This is a genomic window from Photobacterium sp. J15, assembly GCF_963870815.1.
Lineage (GTDB): Bacteria > Pseudomonadota > Gammaproteobacteria > Enterobacterales > Vibrionaceae > Photobacterium > Photobacterium marinum.
The window spans coordinates 635843-658216 of record NZ_CAWMUI010000001.1; the positions used below are offsets into that span (position 1 = coordinate 635843).

At 49.1% G+C, this 22374-nt stretch carries 15 protein-coding genes, 1 tRNA gene, 3 rRNA genes and 1 other annotated feature; of the genes, 13 read left to right on the forward strand and 6 right to left on the reverse strand.

Features of this window, described 5'->3' with window-relative positions:
- Positions 1-374: 374 nt before the first annotated feature.
- The gene (gene btsR, locus AACQ93_RS03175; RefSeq protein ID WP_064602122.1) at positions 375-1088 is read right to left on the reverse strand and encodes a two-component system response regulator BtsR; all 714 of its coding nucleotides are present in this window, start codon (positions 1086-1088) and stop codon (positions 375-377) included.
- Positions 1085-2785: a sensor histidine kinase gene (locus AACQ93_RS03180; RefSeq protein ID WP_064606464.1), complete on the reverse strand. Its 1701-nt coding sequence runs from the start codon at positions 2783-2785 to the stop codon at positions 1085-1087. Before AACQ93_RS03180 ends, btsR begins: the two co-directional genes overlap by 4 nt.
- 220 nt (positions 2786-3005) lie before the next feature.
- Between AACQ93_RS03180 and AACQ93_RS03185 the strand changes: the two genes are divergently transcribed.
- Positions 3006-4073, forward strand: coding sequence for a 3-deoxy-7-phosphoheptulonate synthase (locus tag AACQ93_RS03185; RefSeq protein ID WP_007466424.1), 1068 nt, complete (start codon positions 3006-3008; stop codon positions 4071-4073).
- 113 nt (positions 4074-4186) lie between these two features.
- Complete coding sequence (tyrA, locus tag AACQ93_RS03190) at positions 4187-5314, forward strand: bifunctional chorismate mutase/prephenate dehydrogenase (protein WP_064602125.1); 1128 nt, start codon at positions 4187-4189, stop codon at positions 5312-5314.
- 84 nt (positions 5315-5398) lie between these two features.
- On the opposite strand, the gene pheA is transcribed toward tyrA, so the two are convergent.
- From pheA to bamD, 3 genes are all read right to left on the reverse strand, one after another.
- Positions 5399-6574 carry a prephenate dehydratase gene (pheA, locus tag AACQ93_RS03195; protein ID WP_064602128.1) on the reverse strand — a complete coding sequence of 392 codons (1176 nt, stop codon included), beginning with the start codon at positions 6572-6574 and terminating at the stop codon, positions 5399-5401.
- A gap of 35 nt (positions 6575-6609) precedes the next feature.
- Positions 6610-6732 (reverse strand) — a sequence feature (Phe leader region).
- A 131-nt stretch (positions 6733-6863) separates the two neighbouring features.
- Positions 6864-7202: a ribosome hibernation-promoting factor, HPF/YfiA family gene (gene hpf / locus AACQ93_RS03200; protein WP_007466427.1), complete on the reverse strand. Its 339-nt coding sequence runs from the start codon at positions 7200-7202 to the stop codon at positions 6864-6866.
- A gap of 398 nt (positions 7203-7600) precedes the next feature.
- Positions 7601-8326, reverse strand: coding sequence for an outer membrane protein assembly factor BamD (gene bamD / locus AACQ93_RS03205; protein ID WP_007466428.1), 726 nt, complete (start codon positions 8324-8326; stop codon positions 7601-7603).
- 140 nt (positions 8327-8466) lie between these two features.
- Here bamD and rluD point away from each other — a divergent pair, with 140 nt between their 5' ends.
- Both rluD and pgeF read left to right on the forward strand, forming a co-directional pair.
- Positions 8467-9441 (forward strand): 23S rRNA pseudouridine(1911/1915/1917) synthase RluD, encoded by a 975-nt coding sequence (gene rluD / locus AACQ93_RS03210; protein WP_064602131.1) that lies wholly within the window; start codon positions 8467-8469, stop codon positions 9439-9441.
- 1 nt (position 9442) lies between these two features.
- Complete coding sequence (gene pgeF / locus AACQ93_RS03215; RefSeq protein ID WP_064602134.1) at positions 9443-10174, forward strand: peptidoglycan editing factor PgeF; 732 nt, start codon at positions 9443-9445, stop codon at positions 10172-10174.
- A gap of 33 nt (positions 10175-10207) precedes the next feature.
- Here the strand turns inward: pgeF and AACQ93_RS03220 are convergent, their stop codons facing one another.
- Complete coding sequence (locus tag AACQ93_RS03220) at positions 10208-10585, reverse strand: hypothetical protein (protein WP_007466431.1); 378 nt, start codon at positions 10583-10585, stop codon at positions 10208-10210.
- Positions 10586-10847: 262 nt separating this feature from the next.
- On the opposite strand from AACQ93_RS03220, the gene clpB reads away from it, so the two are divergent.
- The 9 genes from clpB to AACQ93_RS03265 all read left to right on the forward strand — a co-directional run bounded on the left by clpB (position 10848) and on the right by AACQ93_RS03265 (position 22364).
- Positions 10848-13421, forward strand: a complete 2574-nt coding sequence (gene clpB / locus AACQ93_RS03225) for an ATP-dependent chaperone ClpB (protein ID WP_064602136.1) — start codon at positions 10848-10850, stop codon at positions 13419-13421.
- 208 nt (positions 13422-13629) lie between these two features.
- Entirely contained in the window at positions 13630-14304 is a 675-nt protein-coding gene (locus AACQ93_RS03230) for a tellurite resistance TerB family protein (RefSeq protein ID WP_064602140.1), read from the forward strand.
- A 350-nt stretch (positions 14305-14654) separates the two neighbouring features.
- Positions 14655-16206, forward strand: a 16S ribosomal RNA gene (locus tag AACQ93_RS03235).
- A 300-nt stretch (positions 16207-16506) separates the two neighbouring features.
- Positions 16507-19394: ribosomal RNA gene (locus tag AACQ93_RS03240) — 23S ribosomal RNA — on the forward strand.
- Positions 19395-19481: 87 nt separating this feature from the next.
- Positions 19482-19597: ribosomal RNA gene (gene rrf / locus AACQ93_RS03245) — 5S ribosomal RNA — on the forward strand.
- The 16S, 23S and 5S rRNA genes sit together here with 1 tRNA gene alongside, the layout of an rRNA operon.
- A gap of 43 nt (positions 19598-19640) precedes the next feature.
- A tRNA-Asp gene (locus AACQ93_RS03250) sits at positions 19641-19717 on the forward strand.
- Between the two features lie 358 nt (positions 19718-20075).
- Positions 20076-21491, forward strand: a complete 1416-nt coding sequence (locus AACQ93_RS03255; protein WP_064602141.1) for a hypothetical protein — start codon at positions 20076-20078, stop codon at positions 21489-21491.
- 191 nt (positions 21492-21682) lie between these two features.
- The gene (locus tag AACQ93_RS03260) at positions 21683-21982 is read left to right on the forward strand and encodes a hypothetical protein (RefSeq protein ID WP_007470935.1); all 300 of its coding nucleotides are present in this window, start codon (positions 21683-21685) and stop codon (positions 21980-21982) included.
- Between the two features lie 55 nt (positions 21983-22037).
- Positions 22038-22364, forward strand: a complete 327-nt coding sequence (locus tag AACQ93_RS03265; protein WP_064602143.1) for a DUF2799 domain-containing protein — start codon at positions 22038-22040, stop codon at positions 22362-22364.
- Positions 22365-22374: the final 10 nt, after the last annotated feature.

The following is a 22374-nucleotide window of genomic DNA, read 5'->3' on the forward strand; positions in this document are numbered from 1 at the left end:
CCGTTCATTTCCATGGATTGCTTTGCGACTATCGCGCCTTTACACCCTCGGCAAAACACTCGCAAAACTTCTTTTGATGTGTTCCATGTTAATACGCTAATGAATAGATGCACGCGGTAAAGCGGTGAGTGGTTATATGGCGAGGTGAGCGGTCGGTGAGTGGACTGAGTGGTTTTTTCGGTCAGCTGCCATTCAGCTTTCTTGACAGGTGCAAAAATTGAGGTTGATCGATAAGATATTGATTTAAATGTCTTTGCTGTGTTTTTGATAGTTTGGTAACGAATTTATAAAAGTGAGAACTAAGGCATATTTTATGCCTTAGTTGCCTCTTAGTGGTTTTTGAGCGGTAGTGAGTGGCTGTTAAGTGGATGGGGTTAACTCAGGCCAAACCTGTCTTTCAGTTCTTTGAGATAACGACGGCTCACCGGTACCTGATGGCCGTATTGAGTGGTAATTTCAGCTAGGCCATTTTCCAGTAGTTTGATTTCACGTATCGCCTGTGGGTGGATCAAATACTGGCGGTGACAGCGGATCAACGGGGTTTTTTCTTCCAGCGTTTTTAGTGTCAGCTGGGTGGTGGCATTGATTTCGTTGGTGACCACGTGCACCCCGGTCAGATCGGAATAAGCGGTTTCAATTTCAGCCGGGCTGAGCAGCAGGATCCGGTTATGGCCACTGCAGGGGATCAGCTCCAGCATATCGGACACCAGTGGGCTGTAATCCGGTTCCTGACATTCCTTTTTCAGCCGTTTGATGGTTTTCGCCAGGCGGCAGGTTTCTACCGGCTTGAGCAGGTAATCAAAAGCATTATCCTCAAAGGCTTTCAGTGCATATTCGTCATAGGCGGTCACGAATACCACCTTGGGCATGGTGTCCGGGTCGAGCATGCTGAGCATTTCTATCCCGGTAATTTGCGGCATCTGAATATCGAGAAAAATGACATCCGGTTTGAGGGCATTGATTTTTTTCAGTCCTTCGATGGCATTGTTACAGCTGTCGATGACTTCAACTTCTCCGGTGTCATGCAGTAAGTCGATCAGTTCTTCTCGAGCATAAAGCTCGTCATCAATGACGAGGGCTTTGATCATGCGGCAGTTTCTCCGTTAGCCTGCTGTTGTTTGTTCGCTGGCAGGGTGATGGTGGCGCGAGTCCATTCATGGGGCTGGTATGACATGGTCAGGCCATACTGCAGGCCGAACATGTTTTTCAGTCGTTTATCGACAATTTTCATTCCAAGCCCGCTTTCTTCGCCAATTGGCGCGTAATTACCAGCATTGTCTTCCACTTCCAGGATGATACGTCCCTGGTCGCGGTATCCGTGGATGAGGATTTTACCATTTTCAAACAGTGATGAGGTGCCGTGTTTAATGGCATTCTCGACCAGCGGTTGGAGAGTAAAAGTCGGCAGCTTAATACCAAGCAGATCCGGCGCGATACTGACTTCGACATTCAGCCGATCAGAGAAACGGGCCAGTTCGATCTCCAGATAAGAATTTACGTGCTTGAGTTCTTCTTCGAGGGTAATTGTCTCAATATTTTGTTTGAGGTTCCGGCGGAAGAATTGCGACAGGTGCTGGATCAGCTGGCGGGCTTTATCCGGGTCCCGACGTACGACTGAGTTGATGGTGTTAAGGGCGTTGAACAGAAAATGCGGGTTAACCTGAGCCTGGAGCAGGCGCAGTTCTGCCTGGGTCAGCAGGGCCTGTTGCTGAGCATAACGTCCGGTCAGGATCTGGTTTGACAACAGCTTAGCGATCCCTTCTCCGAGTGTCAGGTTAACTGTTGAGAAAAGTTTCCGCTTTGGCTCATAGAGCTTGATGGTGCCCAGTACTTCGTTATTACCGCCGACCAGCGGGATCACAAGTGCTGAGCCGAGTTTGCACTTCGGATGCAGGGAGCAACAGTAGGGAATGTCATAGCCGTCGGCATACACCAGCTCGCAACCGTCGATAGCGCGGCGGGTATAACCGGATGAGATTGGTGTGCCCGGCAGGTGATGATCATCACCGATACCGATAAAGGCCAGGATTTTGTCACGGTCGGTGATGGCCACGGCCCCGACGCCAGTTTCCTCATAGACGATCTTGGCTATTTTCTTGGTGGTTTCTTCATTGAAGCCGTCACTGAGGATCCCCACCGAACGCTGGGCAATTTTCAGTGCCCGGCTGGAAAAAGCGGCTGAGTATTTTTCATAAATGGTCTTGCGATCCTGAATAATGCTCATGAAGAGTGCCGCACCGACGGAGTTGGCAATCACCATTGGCAAGGCAATGGCGCTGACCAGGTGCAGGGCTTTATCGAACGGTTCGGCGACCATCAGGATAATGAACATTTGGATAATTTCGGCTACTAGGGTAACGGTAAAGACCACAAATGGCTGGAATATCTGATCTATCTGGCCGCGGCGGACGAAGTAGCTGTGCATCAGTCCGCCAATCAGTCCCTCAACAGTGGTTGAAATCGCACAAGCCACATCGGTAAAGCCGCCCATGGTGTAGCGGTGCATCCCGCCAGTCAGGCCGACCGCAAAACCGACAATCGGCCCGCCCAGTAAACCTCCCATTACAGCCCCAATCGCTCGTGTATTGGCAATCGCGTCTTCGATGTGAAGTCCGAAGTAAGTGCCTAAAATACAAAAGAGGGTAAACAAAATGTAGCACGAAAATCGCTGCGAAAGACGTCCTGATACTGTGGTGATCGGCATAAACAGCGGGGTTTTGCTTAATAGGTAAGCAATCACTAAGTACACGCTGAGTTGCTGTAGAAGAGAAAATATAAGTTCCATTGCCATTAGTTTATGCGATTGGGCATTGCCGATATGGTAACTGTCTTTAGTTTAGATAGCCAAAAATCACATTGTGTAAACTTTTTCTTACGGTTGGTGTTTTTTCTTTACAGGTGGTGGAAAGGTGAGAAATCCCCTGTTATGTTGATCTTATGTCACAGAGAATCCTGATTGACCTCTTTAATGTCGCTAATTGTTTAATGTACACAGGGAAGCCCGCATGCAAAAAGATCAGCTGAATAATGTCCATATCCAAGATGAATCTGTTCTGATCACACCAAATGAGCTGCGCAGAAGGTTGCCGGTCAGTGATCAGGCGTTAAATTTTATTCGTCAGTCCCGTCAGACCATTGCCGATATCATTCACAAACGCGATCACCGTCTGTTGGTGGTATGCGGACCGTGCTCAATTCACGATATCGAAGCGGCTAAAGAATATGCGATTAAGCTGAAACGCCTGTCTGAGGAGCTCAGCGATCAGCTCTATATTGTCATGAGGGTATATTTTGAAAAGCCGCGAACCACGGTGGGATGGAAAGGCTTAATCAATGATCCACATCTGGATGGTTCATTTGAAGTCGCTGAAGGTCTGCATATTGCTCGCCAACTATTGATTGATTTGGTTGAAATGGGGATCCCTTTGGCGACAGAAGCGCTGGATCCTATCAGTCCGCAATATCTGGGGGATTTATTCAGCTGGGCAGCGATTGGTGCCCGGACAACAGAATCCCAGACTCACCGTGAAATGGCCAGCGGTCTGTCGATGCCGGTCGGCTTTAAGAACGGTACAGACGGCAGCCTGGCGACAGCAATCAATGCTATGGAAGCGGCAGCATCCGGTCACCGTTTTATGGGGATCAACCGTGAAGGTCAGGTAGCCTTGCTGACGACTCAGGGCAACCCGGACGGTCACGTGATTTTGCGTGGCGGCAAACAGACTAACTATGATTCAGTCTCGGTGGCCGAGTGTGAAAAGGAGATGATTGCATCAGGCCTTTCTCCATCCTTGATGGTAGACTGTAGCCACGCCAACTCACGGAAAGATTACCGCCGTCAGCCGCTGGTGGCTGAAGATGTGATTCACCAGATCAGGGAAGGAAACCAATCGGTTATCGGCCTGATGCTGGAAAGTCACCTTCATGAAGGAAACCAGAGCGCTGACTTGCCGCGAGATAAAATGGCTTACGGAGTGTCAATTACTGATGCCTGTATCAGCTGGGAGTCGACCGAAGAGCTACTTCGTCATACCCATAAAGAGCTGATGCCATTCCTGCAACAGCGCAATTAATGCTGATAATTGTATGCCAATGACGGCGCAGAAAAACTGTGCCGCCAGCCTCTTTTTGCGCCTGAGGGTGAGGCTGTGGCGGATGTGACTGAATAATAACGGATCGCAAAATCATGGTTGCTGAACTGAGTAAATTAAGAGATCAAATCGATGAGGTTGATCAGCAGATGGTGGAGCTGTTGGCTCGCCGTCTGGCATTGGTAGAAGAGGTCGGTCATGTAAAAAGCCAACATGGTTTACCGATTTATGCCCCGGACCGTGAAGCTGCGATGCTGGCCTCGCGTCGCCAGGAAGCGGAAAGTAAAGGGGTTCCGCCGGATCTTATTGAAGATATCCTGCGCCGTACTATGCGGGAATCCTACGCCAGTGAGAATGATTCCGGCTTTAAGTGCCTGAAACCGGATTTACGGCCAATCGTGGTCGTAGGTGGTTACGGCCAGTTAGGCAGCCTGTTCTGCCGTCTGTTCGAACTGTCTGGCTACGAAGTCCGTAAGCTGGGTAGTCAGGATTGGGGGCGAGCGGATGAGCTGTTGAGTGATGCCGGTATGGTGGTGGTCTCTGTACCTATTCACCTTACCGAACAAGTTATCGCAAAACTGGGTAATTTGCCTGAAGACTGCATCTTGGCAGACTTAACCTCGGTGAAAGCCGGCCCGCTGCAAGCAATGCTTGAAGTGCACCATGGTCCGGTAGTCGGCTTGCACCCAATGTTTGGCCCGGATATTTCCAGCCTGGCCAAGCAGGTGGTGGTGTATTGTGACGGTCGTTCGCCTGAGAGTTACCAGTGGTTGCTGGAACAGTTCCAGATCTGGGGTGCCACACTGAACCGGATCAGTGCGGTTGAGCATGATCAGGGGATGACGTTGATCCAGGCGCTGCGTCACTTTACTTCGTTTGTTTATGGGGTGCACCTGGCTGAAGAAGATCCTAAGCTTGAGCAGCTGATGTCATTGAGCTCTCCTATTTACCGCCTGGAACTGGCGATGGTAGGCCGACTGTTCGCTCAGGATGCCCAGCTATACGCGGATATTATAATGTCGTCGCCGCAGAATTTGTCGATGATTAAGCGCTTCCACCAACGTTTTGGTGAAGCGATTGAAATGCTGGATACTCAGGATAAGGAAGCCTTTAAGCGGGCCTTCAATCAGGTGGAGCATTGGTTTGGAGATTATGCTCAGCATTTTTTAATCGAGAGCCAGGGATTGCTTAGACAGGCGAACGATACAACTCAAAGAAAATAAGCCGGTACCGGTCTTAACATGACAAAGCCCACGACTTGCGTGGGCTTTTGTTTTTATATTGCTCGAGCCTCGAATCCGCTATATTTATTCTTCTATTTCTACTTCTGTCGGTTTGACGTTTTCACTCGGGTAGCAGCCCAGCACTTTAATAAAGCGAGTCACTCGGGTTAGCTCTTCCAGTGCTTCTTGCATCACCGGTGATTTCAGGTTTTCCTCGACATCGACGTAGAACATTTCTTCCCACGGGTTACCAATAACCGGGCGTGATTCCAGCTTGGTCATGTTGATGTTGAGGTTACGCAGCACTAACAGGCATTCAACCAGTGAGCCAGCTTTTTGCGGCGTTGACATAATTAGTGTGGTTTTGGCCGGGATCAGTGAAGTTACATCAACGGCCTTACGGGCAACCACAATAAAGCGGGTGACGTTCTCCGGCTGGTTGGCAATATTGGTTTTGAGCGGGCTAAGGCCGTAGAGTTCGCCACTGGAGGCGTTACCGATAGCGGCTACATTAGGCAGCTTCAGTTCCGCGACTTTCTTCATTGCTTCGGCGGTGCTTGAGCAGTATTCCTGGGTAATGTTTCCCAGGGAATGTAGGTATTCACTGCACTGTTGGTGGGGTTGCGGGTGTGAGTACAGGGTATCGATTTGGTCAATACCTGTGTCGACGGCAGTTAGCAGGCAGTGCTCAATTGGCTGGGATATTTCCCCGACAATAGACAGGCTGGTGTGCTGCAATAGATCATAGACTTCGTTGATGGAGCCGGAACTGGTGTTCTCTATCGGAAGTACACCGTAATCAGCATTGCCGGTTTCAACCATACTGATAACATCGCGGAAAGTTGAGCAGCTCATTTCTACCAGTTTGGTTTGCTTCTTACTGAAATAACTGCGGCTGGCCAGGTTGGAGTAGGAACCTTTGGCACCAAGGAAAGAGACTCTGGCGACAGGTTGCAGGCTGTCCGGATTGGCCCGCTTCTGTAAATAAGCCTGCTGATAGAGAACCGAGTCTTCAATGATGGTGTGAAAGATCTGAGTAACATATTGTGCATCCAGCTGTTCCGCTTCGCCGGCTTCAATCAGCCTGAGCAGAAGGTCATGCTCTCTTGCTTGGTCTCGCACCGGCTTGGCGGTCTGGATTTTACTTTTAGCCACTTCAAGGCTCAGTTTGCGGCGTTCAGCCAGCAGCTTGATGATTTCGTTGTCGATGCGGCTGACATTCTGTCTGATGTCGTCCAGTGAATATGGCGTGTCTGTCATTGTTTATCCCTGTCTGTCTGAAACCTGCAACCGATACAAAAAAGGCCTCCTGGTTGAGGAGGCCTTCTGTTCGTCTTTAGCTTATTTCTTGCGTAACGAAAAGCCCCCGTTAAGGTGACAGAAAAAAGAAGCTAAAGAAAAACAGGTTGATTGATTGCATGTTTGCTAACTGATTATTTTGTAGTGAATGTGATTCAACATTATGCAGAGGGCCGAATCTTGTCAAGCAGAATGTAAACAGCCCTGCAAGGGCAGGGCTGTTTGGAAATCCTCTTTATTATTTTTCTAATTATGCTTCGGCTTCTTCAGGAAGCTCTGGTTTGTCGCAGTGGCTGGCACGGCGCGCCGATGGTTTGTGAGTCTGCTTATTCAGTTGTCGTTCCAGCTTCTGATATACCTCGGTAATTGCACCATACATGTCATCGTGTTCTGCTGAGGCTACAAGCTGACCTCCTGGGATTGTTGCAGATGCCTCGACTTTAAATTGTCTGTTTGGTTCTGTGCTGATGACTGCGTGCTTATTAATTAGCTGGACTTGATACTTTTCTAACTTCTTGAATTTAAACTCAATGCGCTCACGGATAGCAGGGGTGATTTCAAGATTTTTACCGGCGATGTTTACTGTCATAATTATCTTTCCTCTTTTGCTACCCTTCGTTGGGTTGACTTCAGATTACTAAAATCAGGGGCTAATAATGTGATGGCAATCACGTTTGCAGTCATGTGGGAAAGTCCAGAAAAATTCTGTGATCGGTCTTGGTTTGTTGCAAAAAAGTTTGAATAAAATGCTTGTCGAACCGGATTTAATTAGGGCAGTATGGAGGAATAAAGAACGCTGACGGCTGGTGCTGTTCAGGGGCTTTATTCGAGCTATAACAAAGGGTTGGGTGAATTTTGTTCGTTTAAAAATTCATTACTGATTCTGGTATGAGTCATTTATCAGTAAAAAATGACGACAAAAAAGAATGAATAAAAAAACAGCAGCCATATGGCTGCTGTTTTTGTTTTTGCCGAACTTGTCGCAGGTTATTGCGGGTTCAGGGCGATAAGCTTTCTCGTATGTTCTAACGGTTCCTGAAGCCCCAGTTTTTCGTAAGCAATTTCCATCAGCTCAAGAGACTGACGGGCAGCCTGGGTATCTGGATAATTACGCTGGATCACCTGGGTGCGGTTAATTGCTGCAACCCAGGCCTCACGACGAATGTAGAAATCAGCCGCGGCCAGCTCATAGTCAGCCAGACGGTTTTTCAGGAAGGTCATGCGCGCTTTGGCATCAGCTGCGTAGTGGCTGTTCGGGTAACGTTCCAGCAGGCGTTTAAAGTCACGGAAAGCCTGACGAGCAGGTTCCGGATCTCGATCAAAGCGGTCAATGTTGAACAGATCATGCATAAAGCTGCGATCCTGCGCCATGTGGGTCAGGCCACGCATATACAGTACCCAGTCTGCTTTTTCATGCGCCGGATTCAGGCGGTTGAAGCGGTCGATAGTTGCTTCGCCGAGAGCCAGATCATCGTTTTTGTAGTACGCATAAATCAGGTCAAGCTGTACCTGCTCTGAGTAAGCACCAAACGGGTAGCGTGAGTCCAGAGTTTCCAGCTGTTCGATTGCCGTCACCCAGCTCCCACTCTGTAAGGCTTGTTGCGCGGTGGCATACAACTCCGATGGCGGGACATCTGGTACTACTTCTTCAGTACTTGAACAGCCTGAAAGAATGGCAACGGCAAGAAAAGTCGTGATTGTCAGGCGTTTCATTGCGGCGTCTGTTTCCTTGATAAAAAATTTTATTTCTGTGGATCCATTACGGTCGGAGCCGTTAACAGATACAATGACACTGATATGTTATTTTACGCAGCGTTTGGCATTTAGTCCCACGCTTTTTGAAAAAGTTCGCTATGGCACAGCAGATAGAGTTAACAAATACCGTAAAAGATAGTCAGTTAGGCCTGAGATTGGATCAGGTTATCGCTGAATTATACCCGGATTACTCCCGCTCTCGTATTAAAGAGTGGATTTTAAATGGCATGGTTTCCGTTGATGGTGAAACTGTCAAAAAACCACGTACCAAAATGATGGGCGGTGAAGCGCTCCAGGTTACGGCCGAAATTGAAGACGAAGTTCGCTGGGTTGCCCAGGATATCCCGCTGGATATCGTCTATGAAGATGAACACATCCTGGTGATCAACAAGCCGCGTGACTTTGTGGTTCACCCAGGTGCCGGTACACCTGACGGCACAGTTCTGAACGCTTTGTTGCATCATTGTCCTGAATTGGCTGAAGTACCGCGTGCCGGTATCGTTCACCGTCTGGATAAGGACACCACGGGTCTGATGGTAGTGGCTAAAACCATTCAGGCACAGACTCGCCTGGTTCGCGCCCTGCAAAAACGCAAGATCACCCGTGAGTATGAAGCGATCGCTATGGGTAAAATGACCGGTGGCGGTGTGGTTGAGAAACCAATCGGCCGTCATGCGACCAAGCGTACCTGTATGGCGGTACATGAATTGGGTAAACCTGCGGTCACTCACTACCGTGTGGCAGAACACTTCCGTGAGCACACCCGTATTGTGTTGCGCCTTGAAACCGGTCGTACACACCAGATCCGTGTTCATATGTCATACCTGACCCATCCGCTAGTGGGTGATGCAACTTACGGTGGTCGCCCGCGTCCGCCGCGCAATGCATCCGATGAGCTGATCCAGGCACTGCGTGCTTTTGATCGCCAGGCTCTTCATGCGCGTATGCTGCGTCTGGAGCACCCGATCACTGGTGAGTTGATGGAATGGCATGCGCCGTTGCCAGTTGATATGGTGGCGATGATCAATATTCTTCGTAAAGACAAAGAAGAGCATCACGAGGACGAGTACTAATATGCTTATCATCCCTGACTGGCCTGTAGCTGAACATGTTAAAGCGTTTTCAACCACGCGACAGGGCGGCGTCAGTCAAACGCCTTACCAGGCGATGAACCTGGGAATGCATGTCGGGGATGATGCTGAGTTGGTACAACAGAACCGTACCTTGCTGCAACAGCAGATCGGTCTGGCGACAGCGCCGGTTTGGTTGAATCAGATTCACAGTAACAGGGTGGTTCGTTTGTTGTCGCCTTTGTCCGAGGTGCCGGATGCTGACGGCAGTTATACCCAGAATACCAATCTTGCCTGTGTAGTGATGACGGCCGATTGTTTGCCGGTTTTGCTTTGTGATAAGGCTGGCACTCAGGTGGCGGCTGTTCATGCTGGTTGGCGAGGTTTGGCTGACGGGGTGATTGAAGCTGCCCTGGCAAAATTTACGGTACCGGCGGATCGCATTATTGCTTGGCTCGGTCCGGCCATTGGCCCCTCTGCATTTGAAGTCGGTAGTGAGGTTCGTGATCAGTTTATCGCTGCTTCTCCGAGCGCCAGCCAGGCATTTCAGCCTCATGGTGATAAATGGTTAGCGGATTTACCCCTGTTGGCCCGCCTGCGTTTGCAGGCATTCGGTGTTAAGGATGTTTATGGCGGCAATCTGTGTACTTACAGTGATGCAGAGCGATTCTATTCCTATCGTCGTGATGGAGTAACCGGTCGCCAGGCCAGCCTTATTTGGTTGGCTGACCGTTAATCATCCGTAAGAATTAAGAACAATGTAATACGCTTAATTGCATTGTGAGACATCAACAGAGATATACCCCTTGCTGTTGATTAGCTGGGTCATTGCATCAAAAGAGCCTGAGTATTGGCCGCTTAATGTAATGACCAGGCTCTTTTCTGCTTCACTCTCATCGTACATAGACACACTCGATTGAATGGGCTGGACGGCTTCAAACGCTGAGTTCGACATAACGCCCCGCAAATATTCCACTTTTTGCTTCACTATCTGGCCTGCACTGGCACCTTCTGCATAGTTTTCCACATAAACTAGGTTGAAATTAGCCCCGGCAGCAGGATCACACCCCATCGCCCACCCTGGCTGTGCCAACAGTCCTAAGCAACCGGCCAGTATCGGAATCATCCAGGATTTTGTTTTGCTCATTTATTTACTCCCTCCACTATATGTGATGTCAGAACCTTGGTGGCAGTATTCAGCTTTTATTCTGGTAATGAAGAACTGCTTTTATTTGCTGCGACGAGCGTCATTGAAATATCCGGTGATCAAATAGTTTGCAGCTGTATATCAGGAGTGTGCTGAAAAATAAGGGAGTAGCAAAGGCAGCAATAACTCGACGTTAATTGGTTGAAATCAGCTTCTTGAGCCACCATATCTAACGAGAGAAATGATGATGTAGGGAGGCCTTATGCGTCTTGACCGTTTTACCAGCAAATTCCAAATGGCGATATCTGATGCACAATCGCTGGCTTTAGGGCGAGACCATCAGTATATCGAACCTGCTCACCTGATGGTGGCTTTGCTCAATCAGGATGGCAGCACGATTCGTCCGTTGTTGACGATGTTGAATATCGATGTTTCCCAGTTGCGTTCAGGCTTGTCTGAGATTCTGGATCGCCAGCCGAAGGTGACCGGTATTGGTGGTGATGTTCAGTTGTCCCATGGGATGGGGATGTTGCTGAATATTTGCGACAAGTTGGCTCAAAAGCGCAAAGACAAATATATCTCATCTGAATTATTTATTCTGGCGGCTATCGAGGATAAAGGTCCGCTTGGTCAGTTGCTGAAAGACAAAGGTCTGACTGCTGAAAAAGTAGAGAAAGCGATTGAACAGGTCCGTGGCGGCCAGAATGTTGATGATCCTAATGCGGAAGAAAACCGCCAGGCATTGAAGAAGTTCACCATTGATCTGACTGAACGGGCAGAGCAGGGCAAGTTGGATCCTGTGATCGGCCGGGACGATGAAATCCGCCGTACAATCCAGGTGCTGCAGCGCCGCACTAAAAATAACCCGGTCATTATCGGTGAGCCCGGGGTGGGTAAGACAGCGATCGTCGAAGGCCTTGCGCAGCGAATTGTGAATGGTGAAGTGCCGGAAGGACTGCGCCATAAACGTGTGCTTTCCCTGGACATGGGGGCGCTGATCGCCGGTGCGAAATACCGTGGTGAATTTGAAGAGCGCCTGAAGGCAGTACTGAATGAGCTGTCACAGGAAGAAGGCAATATCATCCTGTTCATTGATGAGCTGCACACCATGGTCGGTGCCGGTAAAGGCGAAGGTTCTATGGATGCTGGTAACATGCTCAAGCCGGCATTGGCGCGCGGGGAATTGCATTGTGTCGGTGCAACCACTCTGGATGAATATCGCCAATATATAGAAAAAGATGCCGCCCTTGAGCGTCGTTTCCAGAAAGTGCTGGTGGAAGAGCCGACGGTTGAAGATACTGTGGCAATTTTGCGAGGACTGAAAGAGCGTTATGAGCTGCATCACCATGTTGAAATCACTGACCCGGCGATTGTCGCTGCGGCCAGCTTGTCTCATCGTTATATCTCCGATCGCCAGTTACCGGATAAAGCCATTGATTTGATCGATGAAGCAGCATCAAGCATCAGGATGCAGATTGATTCTAAACCGGAATCGCTGGATCGCCTTGAACGTCGGATCATTCAGCTGAAGATTGAACAGCAGGCACTGGTTAAAGAGATCGATGATGCCAGCCACAAACGACTGAAGGATCTGTCCGAAGAGCTGGATAAAAAAGAACGCGAATATGCGGAATTAGAAGAAGTGTGGAATGCCGAAAAAGCCGCACTTTCCGGTACGCAGCATATCAAGACAGAACTCGAGCAGGCGCGCACTGATATGGAAATTGCCCGCCGAGCCGGTGATCTAAACCGTATGTCGGAGCTGCAATACGGTAAAATCCCTGAGCTGGAAAAACAGCTGGATTTGGCAGCCCAGGCTGAAATGCAGGAAATGAGCCTGCTTAAGAACAAAGTAACTGATGCCGAAATTGCCGAAGTTCTTTCCCGCCAGACAGGGATCCCGGTTGCCAAAATGCTCGAAGGCGAGCGTGAAAAATTGCTACACATGGAAGAAGCGCTTCATAAACGGGTGATCGGTCAGGATGAAGCTGTTGATGCCGTTGCTAATGCGATTCGCCGCAGCCGTGCCGGATTATCGGATCCAAACCGTCCGATTGGTTCGTTCTTGTTCTTGGGGCCAACCGGAGTTGGTAAAACAGAACTGTGTAAGTCATTGGCGAACTTCATGTTCGACAGTGAAGATGCCATGGTTCGGATAGATATGTCTGAATTTATGGAGAAACATTCGGTTGCCCGTTTGGTCGGTGCGCCTCCGGGTTACGTCGGTTATGAAGAAGGTGGTTACCTGACAGAAGCGGTTCGTCGTCGACCTTACTCTGTGATCCTGCTGGATGAGGTGGAAAAAGCCCATCCGGATGTGTTTAACATTTTGCTTCAGGTGCTGGATGACGGTCGTTTGACTGATGGCCAAGGCAGAACGGTAGATTTCCGTAACAGCGTGATCATCATGACGTCTAACCTGGGGTCGGATCGAATTCAGGAACACTTCGGTGAACTGGATTATGACGGTATCAAGCATACGGTGATGGAAGTTGTGGGCCAACATTTCCGACCAGAATTTATCAATCGGGTTGATGAGACTGTAGTCTTCCACCCTCTGGGACAAGAGCATATTAAGAATATTGCCAATATTCAGATCATGCGCTTGGTGAAACGCCTGGAAGAAAAAGATTATCAGCTTGAACTGCAAGAAAGTGCGCTGGAGCTGATTTCTCAGGCTGGCTTTGATCCGGTTTATGGTGCCCGTCCGCTGAAAAGGGCGATTCAGCATTATATCGAGAACCCGCTGGCTCAGGATATTCTGTCCGGTAAATTCACTACTGGTAAGCCGATTAAGCTGCTGGCAGAAAATGAGCAGATTGTAGCTCAGCAGTAATAACCACTAACGGTTGAAATAAAATGAAGTAAAACGCCAGCGATTAACCGCTGGCGTTTTTGTTTCTTTACTCAGCTTTACGCGGCATTCATCTTCAATTCATTTTTGAAGCGTTAACCTGCTGCACATAGAAGCTTATATCTGCGTTCGGAACATTCGTAGACTCGTAATGCAGAAAGAGCGATCAAGCTTTGTGTGAGGAGGGATAATGAATAGCTTAATGGAACAACTGCTTTCCCAGGCCGGAAAATATGTTAATAGCAGCACTCAATCTCAGTCAGCTTTATCCGGTAAAACCGACTTGCTGAAAGGAATGGCTTCGGGAGGTGTTATTGGAGCATTGCTAGGAAATAAGAAGAGTCGCAAACTGGTTAAAAAATACGGCAAGAAAGCAGCGGTTGTCGGTGGCGCTGCTGTTGTCGGGACGCTGGCATATCAAGCTTATAAGAATTGGCGACAGGATTATGAAGGAAGTGCGGGGTACAATGGACAATATCAGCGAGAAGAGTTTGAGTCGTTAGAAAATGCCTATTCGACCCAGTCAGATCCAATGCTGCTGATAAAGGCTATGGTTTTTGCGTCAAAAGCTGACGGTCATATTGATGAGCAAGAAAAACAAGCCATCAAGGAAGCTTTGGCTCAGCAGCAACTGGGACAGGATGTCGAAACCTTGATCGCACGCTGGATCGATGAACCATTGGATCCACAAGTTATCTCAACGCAGGTGGACAATCTTGAACAGGCATCGGAAGTTTACCTTGCTTCTCTGTTGGCTATTGATGTCGACCATTTCCTTGAGAAAGCCTATCTCGAACAATTGGCAGCATCACTATCATTACCTCAAGAATTGAAATACCGAATTGAGCAGCAGGCTCGTGCGTAAAATGGTGCTGCTGTAGTGAATTTGCCCATAATCAGCTTGTGTTGTTCGAGTTTTGTTCGGTTGGTGGGGTTTTGCGATTTTTTTTAGAAATACCGCTTGCCAACGTGATCGAAGTCTCTATAATGCGACCCCACTGACACGGAATACGACAGCGAATGTCGCTACTGAGTCAGTATTGTTCTTTAACAATTTGACCATGCAATCTGTGTGGGCACTCGTGAAATGATTAGTCAAAAAGATTTATCAATGAACTGAGTGACCAATACAAATACTAAGTTTACTTATTATTTGGCACAGTCAATTCGTTTCAACTTCGGTTGGAACAATCAGTATTCATTGAGCCAAAACTTGAATTGAAGAGTTTGATCATGGCTCAGATTGAACGCTGGCGGCAGGCCTAACACATGCAAGTCGAGCGGCAGCGACATGATAGAAGCTTCGGTGGACATCATGGGCGGCGAGCGGCGGACGGGTGAGTAATGCCTGGGAATATGCCCTGATGTGGGGGATAACTATTGGAAACGATAGCTAATACCGCATAATCTCTTCGGAGCAAAGAGGGGGACCTTCGGGCCTCTCGCGTCAGGATTAGCCCAGGTGGGATTAGCTGGTTGGTGGGGTAACGGCTCACCAAGGCGACGATCCCTAGCTGGTCTGAGAGGATGATCAGCCACACTGGAACTGAGACACGGTCCAGACTCCTACGGGAGGCAGCAGTGGGGAATATTGCACAATGGGGGAAACCCTGATGCAGCCATGCCGCGTGTGTGAAGAAGGCCTTCGGGTTGTAAAGCACTTTCAGCAGTGAGGAAGGGGTGTACGTTAACAGCGTGCATCTTTGACGTTAGCTGCAGAAGAAGCACCGGCTAACTCCGTGCCAGCAGCCGCGGTAATACGGAGGGTGCGAGCGTTAATCGGAATTACTGGGCGTAAAGCGCATGCAGGCGGTCTGTTAAGCAAGATGTGAAAGCCCGGGGCTTAACCTCGGAACAGCATTTTGAACTGGCAGGCTAGAGTCTTGTAGAGGGGGGTAGAATTTCAGGTGTAGCGGTGAAATGCGTAGAGATCTGAAGGAATACCGGTGGCGAAGGCGGCCCCCTGGACAAAGACTGACGCTCAGATGCGAAAGCGTGGGGAGCAAACAGGATTAGATACCCTGGTAGTCCACGCCGTAAACGATGTCTACTTGGAGGTTGGGATCTTGAGTTCTGGCTTTCGGAGCTAACGCGTTAAGTAGACCGCCTGGGGAGTACGGTCGCAAGATTAAAACTCAAATGAATTGACGGGGGCCCGCACAAGCGGTGGAGCATGTGGTTTAATTCGATGCAACGCGAAGAACCTTACCTACTCTTGACATCCACGGAATCCTTTAGAGATAGAGGAGTGCCTTCGGGAACCGTGAGACAGGTGCTGCATGGCTGTCGTCAGCTCGTGTTGTGAAATGTTGGGTTAAGTCCCGCAACGAGCGCAACCCTTATCCTTGTTTGCCAGCACTTCGGGTGGGAACTCCAGGGAGACTGCCGGTGATAAACCGGAGGAAGGTGGGGACGACGTCAAGTCATCATGGCCCTTACGAGTAGGGCTACACACGTGCTACAATGGCATATACAGAGGGCGGCCAACCAGCGATGGTGAGCGAATCCCAGAAAGTATGTCGTAGTCCGGATTGGAGTCTGCAACTCGACTCCATGAAGTCGGAATCGCTAGTAATCGTGGATCAGAATGCCACGGTGAATACGTTCCCGGGCCTTGTACACACCGCCCGTCACACCATGGGAGTGGGCTGCACCAGAAGTAGATAGCTTAACCTTCGGGAGGGCGTTTACCACGGTGTGGTTCATGACTGGGGTGAAGTCGTAACAAGGTAGCCCTAGGGGAACCTGGGGCTGGATCACCTCCTTAACGATAGACTGCTTGTTTGATGCAGTGTCCACACAGATTGCTTGGTTAATATGTGAAAGAACGGCAAGAGTGCTAATGAATAACGTCAGTTATTGATTAACGCTTTTGCGTTATGCTCTTTAACAATCTGGAAAGCTGACTAGTAATTCATAATTGAATTATTGTTTGTCGAAAGACAAACGAGTTCTCAAGCAATACACATTCAAGTGTCTTGTGTAAGAGTCCGGCAAAACTATTCCATCATTTACTCAGATGGAAAAACCTTGGTTGTTTGCCATACGAAACCTCTTGGGGTTGTATGGTTAAGTGACTAAGCGTACACGGTGGATGCCTTGGCAGTCAGAGGCGATGAAGGACGTGCTAACCTGCGATAAGCCGAGAGGAGATGGTAAGAATCACTATACTCTCGGATTTCCGAATGGGGAAACCCACTTGCATAAGCAAGTATCACTAGGTGAATACATAGCCTAGTGAGGCGAACCGGGGGAACTGAAACATCTAAGTACCCCGAGGAACAGAAATCAACCGAGATTCCGGCAGTAGCGGCGAGCGAAACCGGATTAGCCCTTAAGCTAGTCTTGCGTCAGGTGAACAAGCTGGAAAGCTTGGCGATACAGGGTGACAGCCCCGTAGCCGACGGCGCATAATGAGTGAAATCGAGTAGGACGGGACACGTGATATCCTGTCTGAACATGGGGGGACCATCCTCCAAGGCTAAATACTCCTGACTGACCGATAGTGAACCAGTACCGTGAGGGAAAGGCGAAAAGAACCCCTGTGAGGGGAGTGAAATAGAACCTGAAACCGTGTACGTACAAGCAGTAGGAGCCCTTCGGGGTGACTGCGTACCTTTTGTATAATGGGTCAGCGACTTAATTTCAGTAGCAAGGTTAACCGAATAGGGGAGCCGTAGGGAAACCGAGTCTTAACTGGGCGTGCAGTTGCTGGGATTAGACCCGAAACCAGGTGATCTAGCCATGGGCAGGTTGAAGGTGAGGTAACACTTACTGGAGGACCGAACCGACTAATGTTGAAAAATTAGCGGATGACTTGTGGCTAGGGGTGAAAGGCCAATCAAACCTGGAGATAGCTGGTTCTCCCCGAAAGCTATTTAGGTAGCGCCTCGGACGAATACTACTGGGGGTAGAGCACTGTTAAGGCTAGGGGGTCATCCCGACTTACCAACCCTTTGCAAACTCCGAATACCAGTAAGTACTATCCGGGAGACACACGGCGGGTGCTAACGTCCGTCGTGGAGAGGGAAACAACCCAGACCGCCAGCTAAGGTCCCAAAGTTATAGCTAAGTGGGAAACGATGTGGGAAGGCTCAGACAGCCAGGATGTTGGCTTAGAAGCAGCCATCATTTAAAGAAAGCGTAATAGCTCACTGGTCGAGTCGGCCTGCGCGGAAGATTTAACGGGGCTAAGCTATACACCGAAGCTGCGGCAATGCGCATTGGCGTATTGGGTAGGGGAGCGTTCTGTAAGCGGTTGAAGGTGAGTCGTAAGGCTTGCTGGACGTATCAGAAGTGCGAATGCTGACATGAGTAACGATAAAGGGGGTGAAAAACCTCCTCGCCGGAAGATCAAGGGTTCCTGTCCAACGTTAATCGGGGCAGGGTGAGTCGACCCCTAAGGCGAGGCCGAAAGGCGTAGTCGATGGGAAACGGGTTAATATTCCCGTACTTCTTACTATTGCGATGGGGGGACGGAGAAGGCTAGGTGGGCCAGGCGACGGTTGTCCTGGTTCAAGGGTGTAGGCTGTATTCTTAGGCAAATCCGGGAATACATCAGGCTGAGACCCGATGTCGAGCTGCTACGGCAGTGAAGTTATTGATGCCATGCTTCCGGGAAAAGCCTCTAAGCTTCAGATAGTAAGGAATCGTACCCCAAACCGACACAGGTGATCAGGTAGAGAATACCAAGGCGCTTGAGAGAACTCGGGTGAAGGAACTAGGCAAAATGGTACCGTAACTTCGGGAGAAGGTACGCTGCTGGCGGTGAAGAGACTTGCTCTTGGAGCTGCCGGCAGTCGCAGATACCAGGTGGCTGCAACTGTTTATTAAAAACACAGCACTGTGCAAAATCGAAAGATGACGTATACGGTGTGACGCCTGCCCGGTGCCGGAAGGTTAATTGATGGGGTTAGACTTAGGTCGAAGCTCTTGATCGAAGCCCCGGTAAACGGCGGCCGTAACTATAACGGTCCTAAGGTAGCGAAATTCCTTGTCGGGTAAGTTCCGACCTGCACGAATGGCGTAATGATGGCCACGCTGTCTCCACCCGAGACTCAGTGAAATTGAAATCGCAGTGAAGATGCTGCGTCCCCGCGGCTAGACGGAAAGACCCCGTGAACCTTTACTACAGCTTGGCACTGAACATTGACCCTACATGTGTAGGATAGGTGGGAGGCTTCGAAGCAGGTACGCCAGTATCTGTGGAGCCGTCCTTGAAATACCACCCTTGTAGTGTTGATGTTCTAACTTGGCCCCGTTATCCGGGGTGAGGACAGTGCCTGGTGGGTAGTTTGACTGGGGCGGTCTCCTCCCAAAGCGTAACGGAGGAGCACGAAGGTGGGCTAATCACGGTCGGACATCGTGAGGTTAGTGCAATGGCATAAGCCCGCTTGACTGCGAGAATGACGGTTCGAGCAGGTGCGAAAGCAGGTCATAGTGATCCGGTGGTTCTGAATGGAAGGGCCATCGCTCAACGGATAAAAGGTACTCCGGGGATAACAGGCTGATACCGCCCAAGAGTTCATATCGACGGCGGTGTTTGGCACCTCGATGTCGGCTCATCACATCCTGGGGCTGAAGTCGGTCCCAAGGGTATGGCTGTTCGCCATTTAAAGTGGTACGCGAGCTGGGTTTAGAACGTCGTGAGACAGTTCGGTCCCTATCTGCCGTGGGCGCTGGATGATTGAGAGGGGCTGCTCCTAGTACGAGAGGACCGGAGTGGACGAACCGCTGGTGTTCGGGTTGTGTCGCCAGACGCATTGCCCGGTAGCTAAGTTCGGAATCGATAACCGCTGAAAGCATCTAAGCGGGAAGCGAGCCTCAAGATGAGTCATCCCTGATACTTTAAGTATCCTGAAGGGCTGTTCAAGACTAGAACGTTGATAGGCAGGGTGTGTAAGCGCTGTGAGGCGTTGAGCTAACCTGTACTAATTGCCCGTGAGGCTTAACCATACAACACCCAAGGGGTTTTATAGGACTCCATGAGCACTTGAATGTAGTGCGAGAACATAGTCAGTTTTCAAGATTGTAAGAATTTTGCTTGGCGACCATAGCATTATGGACCCACCTGATCCCATGCCGAACTCAGTAGTGAAACGTAATAGCGCCGATGGTAGTGTGGGGCCTCCCCATGTGAGAGTAGGACATCGCCAGGCTTCCAATTTAGGTTAGCGTTGTGAACGAACGTTAATCCTGAGTGGAGCGGTAGTTCAGTTGGTTAGAATACCGGCCTGTCACGCCGGGGGTCGCGGGTTCGAGTCCCGTCCGCTCCGCCACTTATTAAGAAGCCTCAGCAGAAATGCTGAGGCTTTTTTGCATTTGTTATCTTTGTCCTCCCTTCGGTCGGATGAGTCCCGTTTGACCCTGTGTTCTGTTTTCTGCCTATGTCTGTTTAGCAGAAAGTGCATAGCTGTGCATTTGGCTCTTTTCTATAAAAAATCAAAATCGAATGTAATGTAACCAATCTCTGATTTCCGGGTCTGGGATAATCGATTTATGACCAAAAAAGTAGCAGGAAAAGGCTTTTATTCTCATCACAACTTTTTGTTTTTAGCTGGTTTGTGTTAAATTCGCGTACTTTTGTTTTGTGTGTGTTGTTGCACATTGTTATTTATCTTAGGGCTGAGAATAACTATGCATAAGACTAAAAAACAATTACTAAGTACCCTACTTGGTTTATTTATGGTTGGCTGTGGCGAAGGAAGCGGTACGGTTGAAAATAGCCCGAAGGATAATAATTTGGTAACTGTGAATACAGAGTTTGCAGCGACGTATTTACAGAGTTTGGGGTCTGATTTATTTCAGTCAGCATTGAAATATTCACAGGCTGCGATGGGAGAAATGGTTAAGTTAGGCGATCAAGACGGTTTAGAGCGTCAGTATCATGGTCGGCTTAAAGTGACCAATACCCAGACCGGAGAAGAACAGCGCTTCGATTGGGTTGTGACTCAACAGGCAGACGGAAAGGTGGTTTCTCAACAGACACTTCCAATAGAGCCTGGTTGTTATGATATGGATTTGGTGCTTACCCTTGATGGTAATGACCAGCAATTCGTCGCTAATATAGCCGGAAAGGAAGTATCTGAAGATTCGTTGAGTGAACTTGATTTTGTGCTCTATCCGAGTTTGGGCGAAACCAAGATCAACATTGATGATGTCCGGTCGCTACCTGTACTCAAAATTGCGTTCTCTTTAGAAGAGCTTTCTGCTCTGGCTGAGCCGCAATTAGGCCTGTCAGTTAACGGTGAACCTGAACAGGTATTTACCCTTAATCATGCGACGGAAGCGGCTCAGTTTCGTCTTAACCTAGAGCCTGGCTACCATCGGCTTCAGTTGCACCTTTATGATGCTGATATGATGGTTGGTAAGGCCGACAGAAGAGTTAGATTTGCAAGGGATAAGTGTACTAAGGTCGCGATAGGCGGTGTTAACGCGAAAGCAAACGTCACGCTTACCGAGCTCAAGGATCAGGGGACATTTACCTTTACCATTCCTGATGAAGTGGTGGATGAAGTTGGCTCTGCGCAGGACTTAGCATTAATTGTCCGCCTTGCCCGAGAGAACATGCCAGTGCAGGAACGAGTACTAACGGTACGTTATGATGGCGGCCTCTATAAAGCCAGGGAGCTGTTTGAAACTCAGGGGGTGGATAAAGTTGATGCTTATTTGGCGTTTCATAAAGTTAGTGAAGCGTCCGATGGCTTTAATCTCACGCCTTTTGCCAGTTGCAACATAACGATTAATCTTGGTGACAGCCATAAATCAGAATGCCGACTTAAACTCAAGCGTGAACAGGTGAGAACCAAACAGAGCCTGGGAGCCTTGGTGCTGAATGTGTTGGATAATGAGCAACAGCCAGTGTCGGGGGTAAAGGTCTTCATTGATGGTGAATTAGCCGGGATGACCGGTAATGTGTACAGTACCGGTTCGATAAAAACCTATCTTGTTCCCGGTGAGCACGAGATTCAAGTTGTCGCCGCCGGGAAATTAGTGACGGAAAGCATCATGCTCAAACCGAAGGCAGAACAAAGCAAGACCTTGTATATGTAGTGTATTTTTTTGCCTATGTTGGCTCTTATAAATCTGTGTATGGTGACAGAAAGGGCGGCTTCGGCTGCCATTTTTCTTGCTTGCAGGGGGCGTAATTGCTGCCAAAATTTAAAATGTGTAACGCTTTCTTGCCTGCGGGTAAGCAGTTATGAGACCGTTAGCGTTATCTGAAGTATTGATGGGATATCAACATGAATATTTTCTTTGAACGTAAGGAATCTGATGACAAGGTACAGATTACCTTAAAGCCGCATTCTCTCTATGCGATGTTGGCTATGCTGGCTGTGTGGCTGACTAATGATCTGGTTCTACAGTCGGCTCCGATGGCTCAAATTATCATGCCTGTGTTTATGGTCTTTATTGTCATTCGTTTCTTTTCGCTGATCCGGGTGCAGAAAGAAGTACTGGTTGCGATGAAGCAGGGGAAAGTGACCACTTCCGGCAGCAAGTTCTCTTTTTCTAATCCGTTTACCTACATTATTACCAAGTAATCTGAACTGTAGTCTTCTGTAAGCCATACTTAGGCAATACACAGAGGACGGAATCATGCTGAGATTGATTAGCCTGGCGGCGGTGCTCGTCCTGACGGCCTGCGTCAGCCAGTATGAAGCGCAATTGTCGCAACAGCAGGAGTGGGAACAGCTCGGTGCTTACCATGGTGCACAGGGCTACCGGGAATGGGATCAGGAGCGTTTGAACAAGCAGGGCGCGATGACAGAGACCGAATACGAGAAATATCGTGCCGGGTACATGAAAGGGCGCTTTGAATACTGTAGCGGTAAGAAGCAAGTCAGTACCGTGGTCAATCCGGGGTATCCTGATGAATGTAATAACGGTCAGGGTAGCTATGGGCTGATTGATCGGGGTTATTAGTCACTAAGAT

Coding starts and splice junctions, on each gene's coding strand:
- AACQ93_RS03265 (WP_064602143.1), top strand. CDS start 22,038: ATGCTGAGATTGATTAGCCTGGCGGCGGTGCTCGTCCTGACGGCCTGC.
- AACQ93_RS03220 (WP_007466431.1), bottom strand. CDS start 10,585: ATGAGCAAAACAAAATCCTGGATGATTCCGATACTGGCCGGTTGCTTA.
- AACQ93_RS03255 (WP_064602141.1), top strand. CDS start 20,076: ATGCATAAGACTAAAAAACAATTACTAAGTACCCTACTTGGTTTATTT.
- AACQ93_RS03230 (WP_064602140.1), top strand. CDS start 13,630: ATGAATAGCTTAATGGAACAACTGCTTTCCCAGGCCGGAAAATATGTT.
- pgeF (WP_064602134.1), top strand. CDS start 9,443: ATGCTTATCATCCCTGACTGGCCTGTAGCTGAACATGTTAAAGCGTTT.
- bamD (WP_007466428.1), bottom strand. CDS start 8,326: ATGAAACGCCTGACAATCACGACTTTTCTTGCCGTTGCCATTCTTTCA.
- AACQ93_RS03260 (WP_007470935.1), top strand. CDS start 21,683: ATGAATATTTTCTTTGAACGTAAGGAATCTGATGACAAGGTACAGATT.
- hpf (WP_007466427.1), bottom strand. CDS start 7,202: ATGACAGTAAACATCGCCGGTAAAAATCTTGAAATCACCCCTGCTATC.
- rluD (WP_064602131.1), top strand. CDS start 8,467: ATGGCACAGCAGATAGAGTTAACAAATACCGTAAAAGATAGTCAGTTA.
- AACQ93_RS03185 (WP_007466424.1), top strand. CDS start 3,006: ATGCAAAAAGATCAGCTGAATAATGTCCATATCCAAGATGAATCTGTT.
- btsR (WP_064602122.1), bottom strand. CDS start 1,088: ATGATCAAAGCCCTCGTCATTGATGACGAGCTTTATGCTCGAGAAGAA.
- pheA (WP_064602128.1), bottom strand. CDS start 6,574: ATGACAGACACGCCATATTCACTGGACGACATCAGACAGAATGTCAGC.
- tyrA (WP_064602125.1), top strand. CDS start 4,187: ATGGTTGCTGAACTGAGTAAATTAAGAGATCAAATCGATGAGGTTGAT.
- clpB (WP_064602136.1), top strand. CDS start 10,848: ATGCGTCTTGACCGTTTTACCAGCAAATTCCAAATGGCGATATCTGAT.
- AACQ93_RS03180 (WP_064606464.1), bottom strand. CDS start 2,785: ATGGAACTTATATTTTCTCTTCTACAGCAACTCAGCGTGTACTTAGTG.